Here is a 19,446-nt window from a genome sequence, read left to right on the forward strand (position 1 = left end):
GCATCGGCCATGCATAGTAGCGGTCACGGCCTTTTTCTTCCACATGCGAAGTAAAAACAGAAAGAGAAAACGAGTGTAGATTACTTTTTACTCTGCATAGCAGGGATTTAGATGTTGAAAAATAAAAATGGATTTATATAAATGAATAGTTGCTGAATGGATAAGAGGCATGATTCAGTAATAGGTGATAAAAAATAGACCATCTTGTCAGTACAAGATGGTCAGGGAAAGGGACAATATATCAATTTTAATTAGGGATGGAAAGCTGTTCGAGACACTGGGGAATGTCTCATTATTAGGGAGGAACAGCTTCGATACATATAATATAAAAGATAGATGTGACTTCAATGTGAATTTGAAGTGAAAGGGAAGGGAAATTTAATATGATTGTTTCATACTTTTTGACTAATAGAAGAAAAATAGAAAATGGATTTATATAAGTAAAATTTACTTTCATAGTCTTTTACACATGATAAAACAAAAAAGTGATTGATATGTAAATACCAATCACTTTTCCAAAAATCATTTATTCTTCGATCATTTGTGATAGCACATACGCATAAATAAGTGCTTCTGTATGTGCAATGGAACTCTCATGTGTACGCTCAAACGCATGAGAAGAATCAATCCCTGCACCAATCAATGCGTGTTTCACATCGAATCCTGCACGAATGGCAGCGGATGCATCTGATCCGTAATATGGATAGATGTCTACTTTATATTCGATATTGTTTGTCTTTGCAAGTTCAACTAAGTGCTTGCGTAAACCGTAATGATATGGACCGCTAGAGTCTTTCGCACAAATGGATACAGTATATTCATCCGATGCCTGTCCATCACCTAACGCTCCCATATCAACTGCTAAGTATTCTACAGTTTCTTCTGGAATATTAGAATTCCCGCCATAACCAATCTCTTCATTATTAGAAATTAAGAAGTGTGTTGTATATGGCAATGTCGTATTTTCGTCTTGTAATCTTTTAATTAATTTTAGTAGAATCGCTACGCTTACTTTATCGTCTAAATGACGCGATTTTATGTAACCACTCTCTGTAATTTGAACGCGCGGATCAAATGAAACAAAATCGCCTACTTCGATGCCTAATTTACGAACTTCATCGACTGAAGATACACGTTCATCGATACGAACCTCAATATTTTTTTCGTCTCGTTTCGCTTCCCCTGCATCTTTGTAGACATGGACAGATGTTTGATGCATTAAGATTGTCCCTGTATACGTTTTTCCGCTTGCTGTTTCAATCTCGCAATATTCTCCTTCAACAGAATTCCAGCGAAATCCGCCAATCATCGATAAGCGAAGACGACCGTCAGATTTAATTTCTTTCACCATTGCGCCTAATGTATCAACATGTGCCGTTAATAAACGATGCTGCGCATCATTCTTTCCTTTTAACGTTAAAATAAGAGCACCTTTATTGTTACGTTTTGTTTCTACATTCCATTCTTTTACATAGTTTTCAATAAAGTTGATAATCTTCGTTGTGTTTCCAGACGGACTTGGAATGGAAACAAGCTGTTTAATAAGTTCCATTGTTTCTTTTGCATGATGTGCCACTTTACTTCCCCCCACTTTATTTTTTCTAATATTCAGTATACATAATCCAGTAAAAAACCGCCACTCATAACGAAGGCGGTTCTCTTACACTCTTTTTATTTTAAGCAACATTTTTTATATTTCTTTCCACTTCCGCATATACATGGATCATTTCGCCCGACGCTTACCTTCTTTTCGGTAGGACGCTGATTGAATAAGTTTTCAATCTCCATTTGACGATTCGTAAATTCTTTTTCTCTTTGTTGTATCCTTTTCTTCCATATAAGCATATCAGGATGCTCAATCCCGTTAATTTTACAATTTGCATAAAGAGCCTCATCTAATTCTAACAAACCCTCATCATACCCGTTTTCTACAAGAGTAGCCACATATGGAATTGCCTTTGCAGATAACTGGTTACACAATTCATCTGCAATGGCTGTTTTTACAGAAATGTCTTTCACATCCAATAATGCCTCTAATAATACTTCCTCTGCATAAGGTGTATCCACACTTCCTATTACACTCACCGCAAAAAGCGCCGCTTCTTTATTGTAAATATATTTTTCCACCTGTTCTACAACAAGATCTCCACCAATTTTCTTAAGAGCAGCACTTGCAGTTTCTACTAATACTTCCTCACCATATGGTCTTGTTAATAATTCGGCTAACATTGGAATGGCTTGCTTAACCCTTCTTTCTCCCGCTAGCATCACATAATAGATCCCTTTATAATCCATCCATTCTTTTTGCATGCTTTCTTTAATGATTGAACAAACACGTTCCTCATCTATAGCAGCTTTACTTGCAAGTTCTCTTACCATTTTTGCGCCTACATCAAAATGTTGTTGATTAAAGTATGGATCCTCTTCTAATTGTGCTACATGTTTTTCTAATACCATAAATACGTCCTCTGCCGACGCGTAATGACAATCAATAAATAATTGAAGTGTTTGTTTGTGTATATATGGTTTTAACTTCAGCAAACTGTCTTTATGTGTGTCTAACGCTTCTCCATCTGCATTCAGCAAAATAATAGATGCTAGACTCCTTTGAATAATTGGATTCTTACTTTTATGAAACATTCCTATCATTTTTTCAATGCTTTTATTTGAAACTGGATATTTTTTCAATCTATGTATAGTATGCGGAGACAAATTCTCCGTTTCGAGAACACATAGTAATTCTTCTTCTGTCCCACTATAATTCCGATCTAATACCCTTAATAGAAAGTTTTGCATCACACTATCATCATTATGTAAAAATGGTTGAATCTTTTCTAAAAAAGCACTCATTTTTTTCTCCCCTTTCACTGTTCCCCATTCATTATCCAACATTCTTAACTAATCCTATTCCTCCGAAACATCCAGCAAGTAAATTCCTTTTTGGAATCCGCCGCGCTCTGCTTCTTTCTGTTTGCGAATGCGCTCGATATCTTCAAATGTTGCGCCCTCTGCACGCGCTAATGATATGATAATTTCTAATGCATCCGCCAGTGAATCTAATGCGTGTTCACGCTCTTTCATAGAAGCAAATTCACGAATTTCTTCCGTTCCGATTTTTGCTAATGCTTGTATGTATGCTTGACCAGTTAGCTTTTGCGCTGTATATGTTTTTCCAGACATTAAAATTTTCTCTGGAACACGATCCCTTACTAGCTTATTATAAGTTGACATAAATTATCCTCCACTCCAATATCAGCGTATTCTTTCTATATTTAGTAACATCCGAGCTCCGCTTCATAGAAAAACCATTTCTTTTTCACACAGGCACTTTCCATATCGATCCCTGTTCCATGTGCTTGTACGTGCGGGAAGAAATAATGTTCTAATTCATTCTCTTCTTTTCCATATAACGTTTGATATGCAGCTGGCACCGCTTCTTTTTTGATATCTCTTTCCTTCGTAACTTCTCCTGTCACAGCAACAATTGGGTGTCCTTCAAATAATAACGCCGTCCGAACTGCAAGAGCAGGTGTACGATGCAAAACATAATATGTAAGTAAGATGATACCAATAATGCCAATGATTCTAGTTTTTCTCATCTAGCGCCCTTTACCTTTCTATATAAATCCATTTTCATGTTTCGACATCTAAACCCCTGTTATGCAAAACAAAAAGTAACCTGCACTCATTTACTCTTTCTGTTTTTACTTCGCATGGGGCAGAAAAAGGCACTGTCCGCTTCTATGCATGGCCAGATCCTCTCTCCCATCTAAAAAGAGGGGTTTTTAGGTCGTGTTTTCAATTTGGATTTTCATATATATAAATCCATTTTCATTTTTCGACATCTAACTCCCTGCTATGCAGAACAAAAAGTACCCTCCACTCGTTTGCTCTTTCTGCTTTTACTTCGCATGTGGCGGAAAAAAGCCCTGACCGCTTCTATCCATGGCCAGATCCTCTCTCCCATCTAAAAAGAGGGGTTTTTAGGTCGGTTTTTTAATTGATGTATATAGCTAAAAAAAGTGCTAACACAATTATACTAAAATGTGCCAGCACTTTCTTCTTTTTATTCTCCTGTAAATACTGGTGGACGCTTTTCTAAAAATGCCGTGATTCCTTCTTTGTGATCGGCTGTTTGTCTCATCGCGTATTGTCCACGCTTTTCAAGTTGCAATGTTTGTTCTAGACTAGAGCGATTCACTTCGCATAAAATTTGCTTTGTTTGAATCATCGCTTTAATTGGTTTTTGCAGCCACTCGTTTATTTTTTGTTTCACAGCCCCTTGGAAGTTTTCTCCGATCACTTCATCAATTAAACCAATGTCTAACGCTTCTGTTGCCGATAACTTCTTACCTTCCCAAATGATTTGTTTCGCCATATTTTCACCAAGACGTTTTTGCAGGAAGAAATGACCTCCACCGTCTGGAATTAAAGCGATTCCAATAAAATTCATCGCAATGATGGATGAAATATCAGCCATTACATAATCCGCTGTTAACGCAATGCTTAATCCAAGACCTGCCGTTGGACCATGAATGGCACTAATGACAAGCTTCGGCATTGTATATAATGTAACAACAACTTCAGAAATCGCATTCATGATACCTTCAAATTTGCTTTCATCATTACTTGAAAGCATCGATTTAATATCGCCACCCGCTGAAAAACCACGGCCATTCCCGCATAATACGACAATATGAGCTGAACTTTCAGCAACTTCTTTCAGTTTTTTTGCCAATTCCTTTAAAGTAGGCTCATCTAACGCATTTAATACTTCTGGACGATTTACCATGACCGTTGCCACACGTCCTTCATATTGGACAACTACAGACTCTGCTTTACTTTTTACTTCCATTATATACCCCTCTTTCTTCCCTAAAGATTATACTTATATAATTATAGAAAGAGGCTCGAAAATCCTTCTTTTTTCTTAATTTTCTGTCTAATTATCGTGGAATTTGTATGTATTGCCGTATAAAACATATCATAATGAAGAAAAATAACTGAATTAGTGTACATTCACCGCCTTTCTTCTTCTATTTACCATTAGAATGAAATGGTGTATCCTTAAGTTTGATGTATCAAAATAAATATAGAAATTCATTCGCCTTACTATATAAATCCAATTTAATGTTTCGACATCTAAATCCCTGCTATGCGGAATAAAAAGTAATCTACACTCGTTTGCTCGTTCTGTTTTTACTTCGCATGTGGCAGAAAAAGGCCTGACCGCTTCTATGCATGAATAGATGCTCTCTTCCACCTAAAAAGAGGGGTTTTATGTCGGTTTTTTAATTGATGTATATAAATGAAGGCTTTTATGAACAGTCTATTCTAAAAATAGCACTGTGATAAAAGAATGAAGAAATGGAGGAAAACATGGTTAACAAGTTGAAACAAACGGATAACTACTTCCCACATTTCCTGTTACTATTCATTGTGTTTCAGCCAATTTTAGATTTGTTAACATCTTTTTCAATCTACATATTACACATGAGTGCGACAGTCGGAATTGTAGTACGTTTTGCCTTTATGCTTCTTATGCTAGTGTATCTTCTTTTCCACTTTAAAGAGCCTGGAACTAAGAAGTACATTCTTTATTTATGCTTACTTGGAATCGTACTTGCAGCGGGTCTTGCAAATAATATGATGGTCAAGTCCCCGGTATCTTTTAGCGAGGAAGTTAAATTTATTTTAAAAAGTGTATATCCAATTGTGTTGCTGTTTGGATATATTATTGTCTTTAAAGAAATAAAAGATAAACAATATGCTTATCACAAAGTCGTTACATATTTCTTATACACATCATTGATTTTAAGCATTGTTATGATTGTTTCGATTGCATCTGGGACAGATTTCCCAAGTTATCCTCACTCAAAGCTTGGTTCAAGAGGATGGTTCTTTGCTGGAAATGATTTAAGTGCGATTTTCGCAATTATGTTCCCAATCGTTGTACTGTATTCCATACAAAAAACAACTTCTTTTTCTAAAGTATATTACTGGATTCCAACACTGTTAGCGATGTATGCAAGTATTATGGTAGGAACAAAAGTAGGATATGGATCCATTGTTTTTACACTAGGTGTTGCACTTCTATTTTCGTTTATTGAATATATCATGCAGCGTAAAAAAGAAGGAAAAGGATTTACGCCTCTTGTAAATGCGATTGTTGCTCTCGTTGTACTAGGAGGCTTAGTGATTGTTACACCACTCACTCCTATTTCTAAAAATATGGGCATCCATTTACAGATGTATGAATATAAAAAATCAGTACGAGAAGAACAGGAAAGAAAAGAAGGTAAAGTGGTGAAAGAGGACCCTAATGAAGCAAAAAAACATGCTGAAGGTGAACTCACAAATTCTGAAGTAAAAAGTCTAATTTATAGTGACCGTGATAAATTCTTAAAAGTATACAAACAATATTATAAAGAAGCCCCTATGTCACAGAAACTATTTGGTATGGGATATGCAGGAAACTATACAAAAAAAATTAAGTTAATCGAAATGGATTTCTATGATTTATTCTTCGCATTTGGAATCATCGGTTTTCTGATTTACCTGTTACCATTCCTATATTTTGGTATCCGGTTATGTACCCGCGTCATTTCAAATTTCAAACAAATACTAACCGTGAAATATATGTTACTGGCTAGCACAATCGTGTTATCACTTGGCATCGGGTATATGTCTGGCCATGTATTAACAGCACCAGCTGTTAGTATTTTCTTCGCGGTTATACTTGCCTATTTGATTGTTGATTTAAAGGCAGACTGAAAATAAAGTAAAACTTTAATCAGCGTGGGCTTCATCCCCCGCTGATTATTAGCCCGCAAATAGCCGGGATAAAGGGAATTAACATCTGTTGCTATACTAGATGTTAATTCCCTTTATTAACGACAAATACTTATTTACATAACTTATGTGAAAGACTATATAATAGATATATCCTCTTTCACATAAGAGTTCATATAACAAAATCACATAACACAATACATTTTTCATTCCTAACTGTATTGTACACAAAGTGAGGAGAGTCGCTTGGTATTTAGTAGTTCTATTTTCTTATTTATCTTTTTACCTTTAGTATTATTTTTCTATTTTATTGTACGCGCTGAACTACGTAACTTCGTGTTACTAGTATTTAGTTTAGTCTTCTATGCATGGGGAGAACCACGCTTTGTTTTCTTAATGCTCTTTTCTATCCTATTAAACTACAGCTTTGGTTTACTCGTACATTATTATGATCAGCGTAAAAATATGAAAGTCACGTTTTTGATCATGGCTGTAATCGGAAATATTTTACTTCTTTCTTATTTTAAATATATTTCATTTTTCACCGACATTTTAAATCAAGCATTGCATCTATCTATTCATATAGAACCTGTTCCGTTGCCAATTGGAATTTCATTCTATACGTTCCAAGCAATGTCCTATGTCATTGATATATATCGTAAAGATGGAGAAGTTCAAAAAAACCCGCTCGACTTAGCATTATATATATCGATTTTCCCGCAGCTTATCGCTGGGCCAATCGTTCGTTATAATATTGTTGCTGAGCAAATTAAAACACGCATTCATTCTTTTGAAAAGTTTGCAGAAGGCATTCAAATATTCATCCTTGGACTTGCAAAAAAAATCTTAATCGCAAACCAAGTTGGATTTGTCGCTGATAAAATTTTTGCCCTTCCTCCTTCTGAAGTGAGTGTTGGAACGGCATGGATCGGAATTATTGCTTATACACTTCAAATTTATTTTGACTTCTCAGGATACTCTGACATGGCAATTGGACTTGGGAAAATGTTTGGTTTTGATTTCCCTCAAAACTTCCATTACCCGTACATTTCAAAGTCTATTTCTGAGTTTTGGAGAAGATGGCATATTACACTAGGATCTTGGTTCCGCGATTACGTTTATATTCCGCTTGGAGGAAATCGCGTATCAAAACTAGCAAATTACCGAAATTTATTCATCGTTTGGGGACTAACCGGTTTATGGCACGGCGCCAGCTGGACATTCCTCGCTTGGGGATTATATTACGGGGTCATCATCTCTCTTGAAAAAGCGGGCCTTGAAAAACTATTGAAAAAATTATGGAAGCCGCTGCAACATATATATGTATTACTAATCGTCATGATTGGTTGGGTCTTTTTCCGAGCTGATAACTTTACATACTCTTTCCAGTATTTAAAATCAATGTTCGGTCTGCAAAACCACCCACTTACAGATGACAATACAATGTTATACATACATGAATACGGGATTGTATTTCTAATCGCCTTTATCGCAGCGACGCCAATTTTAGCACGTATTAAACATGTACTAGAACTCGCACCAAAAATTCATGTATTTTCAATTCAAATTGTGCGTCCTGTATTATTGCTGACATTATTTATGATTTCTATCATGTATCTGGTCAATTCGACGTATAATCCATTTATTTATTTCAGGTTTTAACTTATGCAGGAAGGAAAAGTTATTATGAAAAAATTGGGGAACTTTGTTCTATTCATCGGTTTTCTCACCATTATCCTTTCATTCGGAATATTATCGTTGCTCAAGACAGATCGAGCGATTTCACCTGTTGAAAATCGCCAACTTGCCCAAAAACCAGCGCTAACAAAAGAATCGATTCGAACAGGCAGTTTCTTTAAAGACTTTGAAGCATACACAAACGATCAATTAATCGGCAGAGATGAGCTTATTAAAAACTATACGCTGGCTCAAATTAAAATGGACAAGTCTCTCATTAACGATATTATCCTTACCGACGATACATGGCTGTTAAAAAACCCCGCATGGACACCAAAATATAAAGAAATTGACCAGTCCATGCCAGCCGTCAAGGAACTATCTCAGTTTCTAAAAGAACAAAACATCGAGTTTTACTTTGCTTTACCGCCATCAAAAACGAATGCATTATCGTTTAAATTACCTTCTCATATCCACACATATGCGAAGGAGGATGTAAATTACTTTCTCGACAAGCTTCCACCAGATGTAAAGCCAATTAAACTCATGGAACATTTCGAGAAGCAGTATACACAACAAGAAATACAAGATATGTATTTTAAAACAGATCATCACTGGAATATGGATGGTGCTTTCCTAGGCTATCAATATATTATGAACACGATTAAACAAGAATCTTCTATATATAAAGGAAAAGAAGTCGAAAAAGAAGATTACACACGCACATGTGCAAAAAATAAAAACCTGATCGGAAGTTTTAACAATCAATTGTATCAACTCATTGACGCTACAGGAGAAAAGCTTTGTTACTACACACCGAAAGATGGATTTCACTTTACAAGTGTAACTGCAAAAGATGTAAATGGTACTATGTATCATTCATTAGATGAAATATACGGTGTAGAGAAACAAAAAGACACAACATCGTATGCAGGTTACTACACAAATGACTATCCTGAAATCGTCTTTGAAAACAACGATGCACCTAACGATGTCCATGCCTTAATTTTAAAAGATTCATTTGCAAATGCAATCGCACCGCATCTAGCACAAAACTTTAAGCGAACATCCATCCTGGATCTTCGCCACTACCATGAAAAAGATGTCTACCAGTACATAAAAGACAACAATATTAATATGGTCTTGTTTGTATACAGTGACTCAAATTTAAGTGGTGAAATGTTTAAGTTTAAGCAATAATCATAAAGCACGCCCCTTTAGAAATCGCTAAAGGGGCGTGTTTCTTAATGAATAAAAAACAACCCCCGTGTAAATCATTACACGGGGGTTGTAAATCTAATATATGATTCTATTAGATTTCTTCTTTAATTACGTTAATTGTTACAGCTTTTGTACCATACTCAGTTGTTGGTGCAAATCTGTCTTTCACAACTTTAAAGATAACTGTACCCTTATCTCCAAATGCAGTTGTTACACCTTTGAAGACATCGTTTTTGTGGATGCCATCTTCATCTTTAAATTCGTCAGCTAAGAAGTTAAATAAGTCGTTTCCTTCTTTAGATACTGTATCACTTGATTTAACAGCTGTTACATAACCAAGTGCAACATCATTTCCGTCAAACGTAGCATTGTCGTTACGGTCAAGATAAAGTTTACCTTGTTCTTCACCTTCAGCATCAATGATACGTACTTTATGCTCTGTAGAGATATTTAAATCGATACCTTTTACAACATCATCTTTATCACTCTTCTCAACATTTAACACTCTGTCAATGTCAACTTTGCGGTTTTCAAATTGCTCAGCTTCTACTTTTTTAAATTGGACAGATTTAATTTGAATGTTTTCTTGTGTAACAGTAATTGTTGCGTGTCCAGCTGTCGCACCATCTTTCGTTAAGATGACATCTGTAACACCTGCTTTTTTACCTGTTACTTTTAATGTTTTTCCATCAATTTTAGCTTTAGCAATTTCATCATTTCCTACCCTTACTTCATATCCAGTTAAGTCTGCTGCATCTGAATATACACCTTCTGTAGTGTAGTTAGATAATTGATATGCAACTGTATTTCCTGCACCAAGTGTAGTATCTGCTGTTTGATCTTTTTGACCAGCTTTAGAAACAAGCTCAAGTCTTGGAGCTTCATGACCAATATTGCTCTTCGTTACTTCAACAAGAAGTGAACCGTATCCTTCACCACTTGCATTTGTATTTGGATTTTGGAAGTGGATTGTACCAGTTCCAACTTTAGCACCTTTAACTTTAATAGCAGATGTACCAATTGAACCTTCATGGTTTGTAATAACATCTAAAGTTGTTACCACACCTGTTTGTGGGAATACTTCTTTAATAGCCCCAGAATTCGCACCAAATGGATCGCCATATTGGTCAGTTGTTACAAATGTTACTGGTAACTCTCTACCATCTACAACTTTTAATTGATCTGGGTTTGCTTTTACAGTTGTTAATTTACGTACATCCGTTTTTACAACGAAATTAAATTCTTTTGTTACATCACCCACTTTAACAGTAAGTGTTGCAGAACCAGCTGCCTCTGCTTTAATTTTATTGTTTACAACAGAGATAACACCTGGGTTAGATGATTTCACGCTGATAGCGCTAGGATCAACAACTTTGTTCTCTTTATTGATTTGAGCAACAACTTTTTGAAGACCCGCTTTTTCACCAGCAACTAATGTTTTGCTATTTAATGTAAAGTCTTTTCCTTTAAGAGCAGAATTATAATTTACACCATCGCCATTTGTGTCTACTGCAAATACAACATCTTTAATTGCTGTTGCTTCTGCATCAAGGTTTTTCACTTCAATAATGCCAGTGTTTGAAACTGTAATACCGCCGCGTTTTGTAACTTGTACTTCAACTTTATATTTTCCTTGGTCAATGCCAACAGCTAGTTTACCAGTTTTTGAAGAAGCTGCTTTTCCATTTTCCCCTTCAAAAATTTCAGCTGGACTACCATCTAAATTGTTTGCAACAAATTTCACATCATGACCAGCAATGTCTAAGTATTCGATGTCAGCGTTACCTTTTTCGTCATTTAATTTAAATACAACTGCTTGATCTGCACGATCGTCATCAAATGTAAGTTGTTCTACGCGTAATTTTTTCACTTCGTATACATACTTCACATTGAATGATTCGCCTTTAACTTTTACAGTAAGATCTTTATTTGGAGCAACTTTACCACCAAGTGTTACAGTTGCAGTTTTTCCATCTTTACTTGCTTCAATCGCAATCACTTTATTACCTTCAAGTGTAATATCTTCAGCCGCAAGATTGTTCAATCCTGTACCAGTTAATGTTAATTGTGCTGGTTCAGAAACAGAAACGTTTGTTACCTTTGCAACACTATTATCTGGTTTCGCATATTTGCTATCTGCTTGCGCAATAAAATGTACTGCTTCTGCACGCGTTACAGATTTATCTGGCGCCCAGCCATTATCAGTTCCTTTAGAAAGGCCTAATGCGATTAAAATATTTGCTTTTTCTTCACCCCAATGGCCTCTTAAATCATCAAATTTTGTTTCTAATTTTCCATCTACTTTATCTTTCAAGTCGTAAGCTCTTACAAGCATTGCAGCCATAGAAGCACGATCAATTTTTCCATCCGGATAGAAGTTACCTTTTCCGTCACCTTCAATTACACCTGCTTTTTCAACTGCTGCAATGTATGGAGCTGCCCAACTACCTTTTGCATCTTTAAAAGATGGTTTTTCATTTTCATCAACCGATAAACCTAAAACAAGCGACATAATTTTTGCAGCTGAAGCACGATCAACCTCTTCCGTAGGAGAGAATGTGCCATCTGGTTTTCCATTCAGTGCACCTTTCGCTACTAAATAATCAATAGAATCAACAGCCCAATGATCTGCCGGAACATCCGGGAATGTTTTACCTGCCGCTGCAGCTGGAGATACAACTCCTGCCACCATTGCTGCCGTCATTGTACCTGCGATTAATTTTTTATAAGAGTTATTCTTTGCCATTCTGTTTAGTTCCCCCTTTAGGATTATCCTACTAGTTTCATAATATGTAATTTGAAAACTAGTTACTCACAACCTGTTAAGTAATAAAACTTCAAGCAAAATGATATGAATTCTCTTGAACGATGATTTGCATGATACATTGCAATAAAAATTTTAACGAAAATGAGATGGGAAATTAAGTTTTTTTTACCATTTTGTTGAAACACGTTTATAGTACTACATCTACACAATTTTTTTCAATGATTTTTCTCAAAAGAAAGTTCGACATGTTTTTGCTATTCTAATAATCAAGAATGTTATTCTACAATAAAATTCATTGCATATCATTACGATGCATATAGCTTGATCATTGAAATGGATATTCAATTGTATATTGTATATAACTACCAACAAATCCAATAATACCATAAAGATTTACTTACAACCGACTTAAATTATTCCAAAAAAATCAATATTCAGACTTTATATTACATATCACCTTATTTATCGACATTTTTTTACATTTTTTCGATAAAAATCGATTTAAAATTTACAAGATTTTAACATAAAAAATTATGATATGACGCAAATATTCACTACTATTTCTCTAAAAAACTACTATTATGTTATTTATTTCCTTAAAATAGTTATATTTATATATTATAATTAATACAGTTAACTATATATATCCATTTTGATTTTCCATCATATAAGTCACGGCTATGAAAAACAAAAAGTGACCACTTCTATGCATGGCCGGATTCTCTCTCCCGCCTAAAAAGAAAGGTTTTATGTCGATTTTTCAATTTGTACTTATATATTTGCCATGACAAAAGAAAAAGAGAGCTTATCTCTTAGATAAACTCTCTTTTTCATATTCAAAAACCTTCTCTATTATCGAATGGCTTTTACAACATCAAATTTCTCAAATGTAGCTGCTTTATTACCAACTAAATCTGATACTTCATACTTATCAGTTGGTTTAATTGTAATTGTCTTAGCTAGTTGATCGCTATTTAATGCATCTGTTAAAGTAAGTTTAATTTGGGTTTTATTTTCTCCCATTGCTTCCGTCACTTTAGCAGCATCAACTTGTACACCATCAACGAATACTGCATAATCAGCTACTGGCGTTTCCTCTACAACAGATGCTGGAAGTAAATCTTCGCTGAACGTTAATACAATATCATTGCCACTTACTAATTCTGCTTTTTGCATAACTGGTGCAATATTCTCGTCTAGTTGTACAGATTTTGTTACTTTCTCTACATCAACGCCTGCCGCTGACTTAATTCCAGATACCGTTAATTGGTAATCACCTGTTGCTTTAACAGATCCATCTTTAAGTGTTAACTCAACAACTGCAAATGTTTCTTCATTTGACTTTAATACAGCTTTCTCAACTGCAGCACCTTCAAGTTTATAGTTCTCAGCATTTGTCGCTGATGCCCCATCTACTTTACCGTCAAACGCTACAGTGATCACGTTTTTATCTTCACTCACGCTAGTTGTCAGCTTTGTTGGCGCTACTTCATCACCACTGCGCACGAATTCAATTTCTTTTTCAGCACTTTGATTTTGTGCTTGTGACTTATCAGTTACAAATCCTTTTGGTAATTTAATTGTCCAAGTTCCTTTTATTGCTTCTGTTAGAGGAATTTTTACAATTTTATTATCTTTGCTATCAACAACTGGTGTAGCTTGGAAAGAGCCATCTGCTGTTACATAATCTTTCACATAAGTGCCATGGAAACGTTGTTCTTTACTGTCACTTAATGTTACTGGTTCAGAATATGTTACAACTAAAACTTCTTTCCCATCTTCTTTAACAATTTTTTGATTTACTACAGTTGGAGCAACTTTATCAGTCGATACAACAAATTGTTTTGAATAGTCGTTTCCTTTATTTCCAACTAAATCTGTTAAACCAGTAATATCAATTTTGTTCACACCATCTTTAAAGTTTTCTGTATATGTGTAAACAAGTCCCTCTGCATCCGGTGTTCCTGCTACTATCTTTCCATTAATTTTCACAGTAGCCGCTTTTACTTTCTCAGAATATGTTACTTTTACTTGTGTATCCGAAATGACTTGAATACCCTTTACTTCTGGAGCAACTTTATCTTCTTTCTTTTCTACTGGTACTTCAACTGGATTTGGCGTAATAAAGTTACCTGTAAAGTCTTTTGCACCAACAAATGTAACTTTTACAGGAGTTGTACCTTCACCTGTTACTTTTGATAAATCAACTGTCGCAAAATCATTACCTTCTTTAAACGTAACATCTGCAGCCGTTACGTTAGGATTATCTGTTGTTACCGTGCCAATTTCTTTTAAAGGCTCAGAGAATTTAATTTTTGCAGTATTGTTATCTGTGTAATCTACACCAGTCACAACAGGACGTGTTGTATCATTTACTGTAAAGAACCCGGCATATGAAGTTACTTCTTTACCATCTAACGTTTTTACACCAATAATTGTCGCTGCATACTTACCTGCAAAAATTTCATTTTCTCCAGCAGTAACTTTTAATGTTTTGCCGTCTTCACTTAATTTTGCTGTCGCTTTTTCTAGATTGATAGCTTTTGCATCGCCAACTGCGCTAAATACAACTGTATCTTTTAATGTTTCAGTTTCTTTTGCCACTGTTTGTACATCAACTGGCTGTGTAAATTTCACTTCTACTTGCTTCGCATTTAATACATTTACAGCTTCCACTTTTGCTTCTTTTACTTCTTTTTTACCGTATTTCATGTCAGTTTTCGCAATAAATTGCGCTGCTTCAGCACGAGTTACAGCTTTATCAGGGGCCCAGCCATTGTCAGTTCCGTTAGAGATTTCTAATGCAACTAAAATGTTCGCATATTTCTCTCCCCAATGGTCTTTCAGATCAGCGAATTTCGTTTCTGGATTCACAACTTTCGCGTCTAATTTGTAAGCTTTAACAAGCATAGACGCCATAGAAGCACGGTTGATTTTGTCCGATGGGTTGAATGCACCATCACCGTTACCTTTGATCACACCAGCTTTTTCAACCGCAGCAATGTAAGGAGCTGCCCAGTTGTCTTTTGAATCTTCAAAAGATGGTTTTGCATCTTTGTCAATTTCTAAACCTAAAGTAATTGCCATAACTTTCGCAGCAGAAGCACGATCAATGTTTTCAGTTGGAGCGAAAGTACCATCTGGTTTACCGTTAAGAGCCCCTTTTTCTACTAAGTAGTTAATAGATTCAATACCCCAGTGATCTGCTGGTACATCCGGGAACGATTTACCTGCTGCCGCAGCTGGAGTTACTACACCCGCTACCATTGCTGTTGCCATTGTGCCGGCAAGGACTTTATTGAAAGATTTTTTATTTGTCATCTTATGTATGTCTCCTTTAAAAAGAATATTTCTTGAAAATTATGTATTTTATGTAGCATAAAGGAAAAGCCCCGTAAAGCTGTTTGCTTTTCAGGGCTTTTCGATAGTATCTTTCAAACTTCATATGGCGACTAGCACCCGAATTATGAAGTAACACTTCACTTAATTTTATTAAGCAGATACGACAATTTTATCTGTTGCTGCACCTTTAGTAATTGTAATAACTACTTTACCAGCATCAGCACCAGTACCTTCAGCTGCAGTTGCAGTTACACCAGTAGGTAATGTCGCTCCATTAATTGCTGTAGTTGCATTAGTTACAGTTTTAGCTGCATCAGTATCCCAGGCAATGTTTAAAGCTTGAATTGCTGTTTTAGCATCAGCTACTGCTTTAGTGTCTGCTGCTGCTGTTCCTGCATCACCTAGTTCTTTTGCATAGCCAGCATCATATTTGTATGTTGTAGCTTGAGTTGAAGAACCTTCTTTAGCTTTGTTATCAGCTAAGTCAACTACTGCAATTACTTTGTCAGTACCTTTTTGGTCTTCTTCAGGAACAACAGTAATTGTAGCTGCTTGTGATACGTTAACGTCTTGAGCTAATGTTAATACAAGTTTACGTTCTGCGTTAGTACCAGTAGTTACTGGAGCAACACTTGTAACTTTTACATCTGAACCGTTAACTTGAATAGCGAAGTCGTTCGCTGCTTTTGCAGCATCTGTTAATTTAACATTTTCATTGAAAGTTAATTCTAACTTCTTAGTAGTTGTATTGTTTTGTACATCTTCAGTTCCTACATAGTAAATAGCAGAAGCTAATTCTGGTTTCACGTTATCTTTTACGTCAAATACTAACTCAGCTGGTGCTTTTGTTTGTAGTGAACCTACAATTTTTGAACCAGTTTGTGTTTTAACGTTTGTAGTGATACCAAATTTGTACTTAGTAGAATTTTTGAATGTACCCTCTGGGAATGTTACACGTACAGTTTGACGGTCACCAACGAAGTCTGCTGTTGTACCTGCTGGTAATGCTTTACCATCAAGTGTGTAGTTTGCAACATCACGAGCTGAATCATCCATTTTTGTATTATATTTAAATTCGATTGTGTTTTTAGCAGTTTCAACTGTTGTGTTACCATTTTGTGTTGTATCAAATGTAAATTCAGTGTATTCGAAGTTAGCAGCATCTTTCTTACCAACTTTTACTGAGATTGCATCATTTTTGATAGTGTTTGCAAGGTATGTTGCTACGTTAGTACGGTCTTCTTTGTTTTTAAACTTGCCTGCTTTGAATTCTACTGTATATGGAGCAGCCTTCGCATCGATGTCATGTCCATAAATTGCTACAGTTTTACCATTAACGTCAGCATTTAAGTGTTCAACAACAATACCTTCGTTATCACGAACAACAAAGTCATCCGGATGAAGATCTGTTAAAGCATTGCCATCAAGATCTACTAATTCATTAGTGAAATTCACTAATAATACGTTGTGCTCTTGATCTACCATAGTGCTTTCAACTACTGGTTTAGTGTTTGATTTTCCTAATGTTACAGATTGAGTAGATTTTTTACCAATTAAACCATCTGCTGTGAAGTTTTCAACTGTTACGCTTAAGTTAGCAGATGTTTCACCGTTACGGTATAATGGGTTATCGTCATTACCATCTTTATCATCAGTAACTGTTACCCAAATACCTGGTTTAGATTTGTATGTTCCTACATATGCATCTACTAGAGTTTCAGGTGTGTTAACTGTACCATCATACTTAGCAGTATCCATAGCGAATTCATGGTTACCTTTGTTTACAGTAACTTTAGAGTTTTGGTTTAACTCTACAGCTGTGTTTGTGTAAAGGAAGAAACGGTTAGCATTTACTGCTTCCACACCTGTTACTTCTGGAGTTGTTACTGCATCAGTAATTGTGTAAGTGCCTGATACAACGCTAGCTACTTTTGCATAATCTTTAGCAGTTTCAGCTACATCAAAGACTACAACTTCATGGCTACCTTTTGTCTTAGCTGATTTTTCTTCGTCAGCATTTAGTGCAACTGTATATTTGTAGCTACCAGCTTTACCTAAGTATTCTACATTTTCTTTTTTAGCATCAACAGGTTTTAAATCTGTAGCAGCTAAAGCAACGCCATCAACTTTAACTAAAGTTACATCTTTGTTTCCTGCTTTGTAAGAGTTTACTGGGCGATCAAATGTAAGCTCTAAGTTGCTGCCTTTTTTAGCTACAGATACTAAAGCAGGTGCTGCAGTTTCAGCGAAAGTCATTTCATTTGAAACAAATTTAGCAAATTGCTTTCCGTCTTTTGTTTTAATATCATTATTTGTTTGGATAACATATTTGTCACCATTTTGGAATGCAACTTTTGTTTGGTCAAGTAATAAAGTTGCAGACTTTCCATCTTCTGAAACAGTGATATTTTGAATATCAGTGATGTCATTGTTGTTAACTTTTAGTTGATAGTTTGCTGCTTTTTCAGCAGAATCTTTATCAACAGCTGTGTTGAATGTTACTTTAATTTCAGAAGCGTTAATCGCGCTTACAGATTCAACTTTAGCTTCTTTCGCTTGTTCTTTAGCGTATTTTGCATCAGTTTTTGCAATGAATTGAGCAGTTTCTGCACGAGTTACAGCTTTGTTAGGAGCCCAACCGTTGTCAGTTCCGTTAGAGATTCCTAATGCTACTAAGATGTTAGCATCTTTCTCTCCCCAATGTCCTTTAAGGTCATCAAATTTAGTTTCTGCATTTGGAGCGTCTAATTTGTAAGCTTTTACAAGCATAGATGCCATAGAAGCACGGTTGATTTTGTCGTCTGGTTTGAATGAACCTTGACCGTCACCGATGATTACGCCAGCTTTTTCAACTGCAGCGATGTAAGGAGCTGCCCAGTGGTTTTTTGCATCTTCGAAAGATGGTTTTGCATCTTTGTTGATTTCTAAACCTAAAGTAACTGCCATGATTTTCGCAGCAGAAGCACGATCGATTTCTTCAGTTGGACCGAAAGTGCCGTCTGGTTTACCGTTAATAGCACCTTTGTCTACTAAGTAGTTAATAGAGTCAGCAGCCCAGTGATCTGCTGGTACGTCTGGGAACGATTTACCTGCTGCTGCAGCTGGAGTTACTACACCTGCTACCATTGCTGCTGTCATTGTTCCAGCGATGATTTTGTTGTAAGACTTATTCTTTGCCATTTTATGTATTTCCTCCTTTGGGAATTTAATACTAATTTCACAAATTATGAAATTAGTAGACATCATGTGGTAAAAAATTTCTTTAAAGGAAAATAAAAACTACATTACCAAAATATGATTCAACTACATAATACACCATTTTTGTACTTTTTCAAACATTTTTCAACATCAAAATTCGACAAAAAGGGTGTGATTCGTCATCATATTTATCTATTACGCTATTTTCCTGTTCAAAAATATATTAAGAATTGTATTCGATTACATCCAACATTCTAACATTCTAAATATATCTATATGGCATTATATCAAACACGCGCTTCGGATTGCAATATTTAATTATAAACATATTTCTACATAATTCGACATGAAAACATCTTTTTTCGACATTTTTCGAGTTTTTTTATTAAGTAAGCCCTTTCATCTTTCGACAAATTTCCTTCTTCTGTAAATTCCAAATAAAGTCACGT

11 protein-coding genes are annotated in these 19,446 nt (G+C 35.5%); 3 read left to right on the top strand and 8 right to left on the bottom strand.

Annotated features, from left to right (window positions below):
- Positions 1-526: 526 nt before the first annotated feature.
- The 5 genes from COO03_RS16595 to COO03_RS16615 form a co-directional block, all read right to left on the bottom strand.
- Complete coding sequence (locus tag COO03_RS16595) at positions 527-1,576, bottom strand: M42 family metallopeptidase (protein ID WP_097898218.1); 1,050 nt, start codon at positions 1,574-1,576, stop codon at positions 527-529.
- A 95-nt stretch (positions 1,577-1,671) separates the two neighbouring features.
- Complete coding sequence (locus tag COO03_RS27685; RefSeq protein WP_176524459.1) at positions 1,672-2,850, bottom strand: SEC-C metal-binding domain-containing protein; 1,179 nt, start codon at positions 2,848-2,850, stop codon at positions 1,672-1,674.
- A 54-nt stretch (positions 2,851-2,904) separates the two neighbouring features.
- Positions 2,905-3,231: a nucleoside triphosphate pyrophosphohydrolase gene (locus COO03_RS16605; protein ID WP_097898220.1), complete on the bottom strand. Its 327-nt coding sequence runs from the start codon at positions 3,229-3,231 to the stop codon at positions 2,905-2,907.
- 41 nt (positions 3,232-3,272) lie between these two features.
- The gene (locus COO03_RS16610) at positions 3,273-3,599 is read right to left on the bottom strand and encodes a hypothetical protein (protein WP_097898221.1); all 327 of its coding nucleotides are present in this window, start codon (positions 3,597-3,599) and stop codon (positions 3,273-3,275) included.
- Positions 3,600-4,066: 467 nt separating this feature from the next.
- The gene (locus tag COO03_RS16615; RefSeq protein ID WP_097898222.1) at positions 4,067-4,855 is read right to left on the bottom strand and encodes an enoyl-CoA hydratase; all 789 of its coding nucleotides are present in this window, start codon (positions 4,853-4,855) and stop codon (positions 4,067-4,069) included.
- Between the two features lie 524 nt (positions 4,856-5,379).
- On the opposite strand from COO03_RS16615, the gene COO03_RS16620 reads away from it, so the two are divergent.
- The 3 genes from COO03_RS16620 to patB1 all read left to right on the top strand — a co-directional run bounded on the left by COO03_RS16620 (position 5,380) and on the right by patB1 (position 9,669).
- Positions 5,380-6,774, top strand: a complete 1,395-nt coding sequence (locus COO03_RS16620; protein WP_097898223.1) for an O-antigen ligase family protein — start codon at positions 5,380-5,382, stop codon at positions 6,772-6,774.
- 264 nt (positions 6,775-7,038) lie between these two features.
- Positions 7,039-8,454 carry an MBOAT family O-acyltransferase gene (locus tag COO03_RS16625; protein ID WP_097898224.1) on the top strand — a complete coding sequence of 472 codons (1,416 nt, stop codon included), beginning with the start codon at positions 7,039-7,041 and terminating at the stop codon, positions 8,452-8,454.
- Positions 8,455-8,478: 24 nt separating this feature from the next.
- Positions 8,479-9,669, top strand: coding sequence for a secondary cell wall polysaccharide O-acetyltransferase PatB1 (patB1, locus tag COO03_RS16630; RefSeq protein WP_097898225.1), 1,191 nt, complete (start codon positions 8,479-8,481; stop codon positions 9,667-9,669).
- Positions 9,670-9,781: 112 nt separating this feature from the next.
- Here patB1 and COO03_RS16635 read toward each other — a convergent pair whose 3' ends face one another.
- The 3 genes from COO03_RS16635 to COO03_RS16645 all read right to left on the bottom strand — a co-directional run bounded on the left by COO03_RS16635 (position 9,782) and on the right by COO03_RS16645 (position 18,979).
- Complete coding sequence (locus COO03_RS16635; RefSeq protein ID WP_097898226.1) at positions 9,782-12,436, bottom strand: S-layer homology domain-containing protein; 2,655 nt, start codon at positions 12,434-12,436, stop codon at positions 9,782-9,784.
- Positions 12,437-13,309: 873 nt separating this feature from the next.
- Positions 13,310-15,778: an S-layer homology domain-containing protein gene (locus COO03_RS28040; protein ID WP_097898227.1), complete on the bottom strand. Its 2,469-nt coding sequence runs from the start codon at positions 15,776-15,778 to the stop codon at positions 13,310-13,312.
- Between the two features lie 171 nt (positions 15,779-15,949).
- Positions 15,950-18,979: an S-layer homology domain-containing protein gene (locus COO03_RS16645; protein ID WP_170958149.1), complete on the bottom strand. Its 3,030-nt coding sequence runs from the start codon at positions 18,977-18,979 to the stop codon at positions 15,950-15,952.
- Between the last annotated feature and the right edge of the window lie 467 nt (positions 18,980-19,446).

It is taken from the genome of Bacillus sp. AFS098217, assembly GCF_002551815.1.
Lineage (GTDB): Bacteria > Bacillota > Bacilli > Bacillales > Bacillaceae_G > Bacillus_A.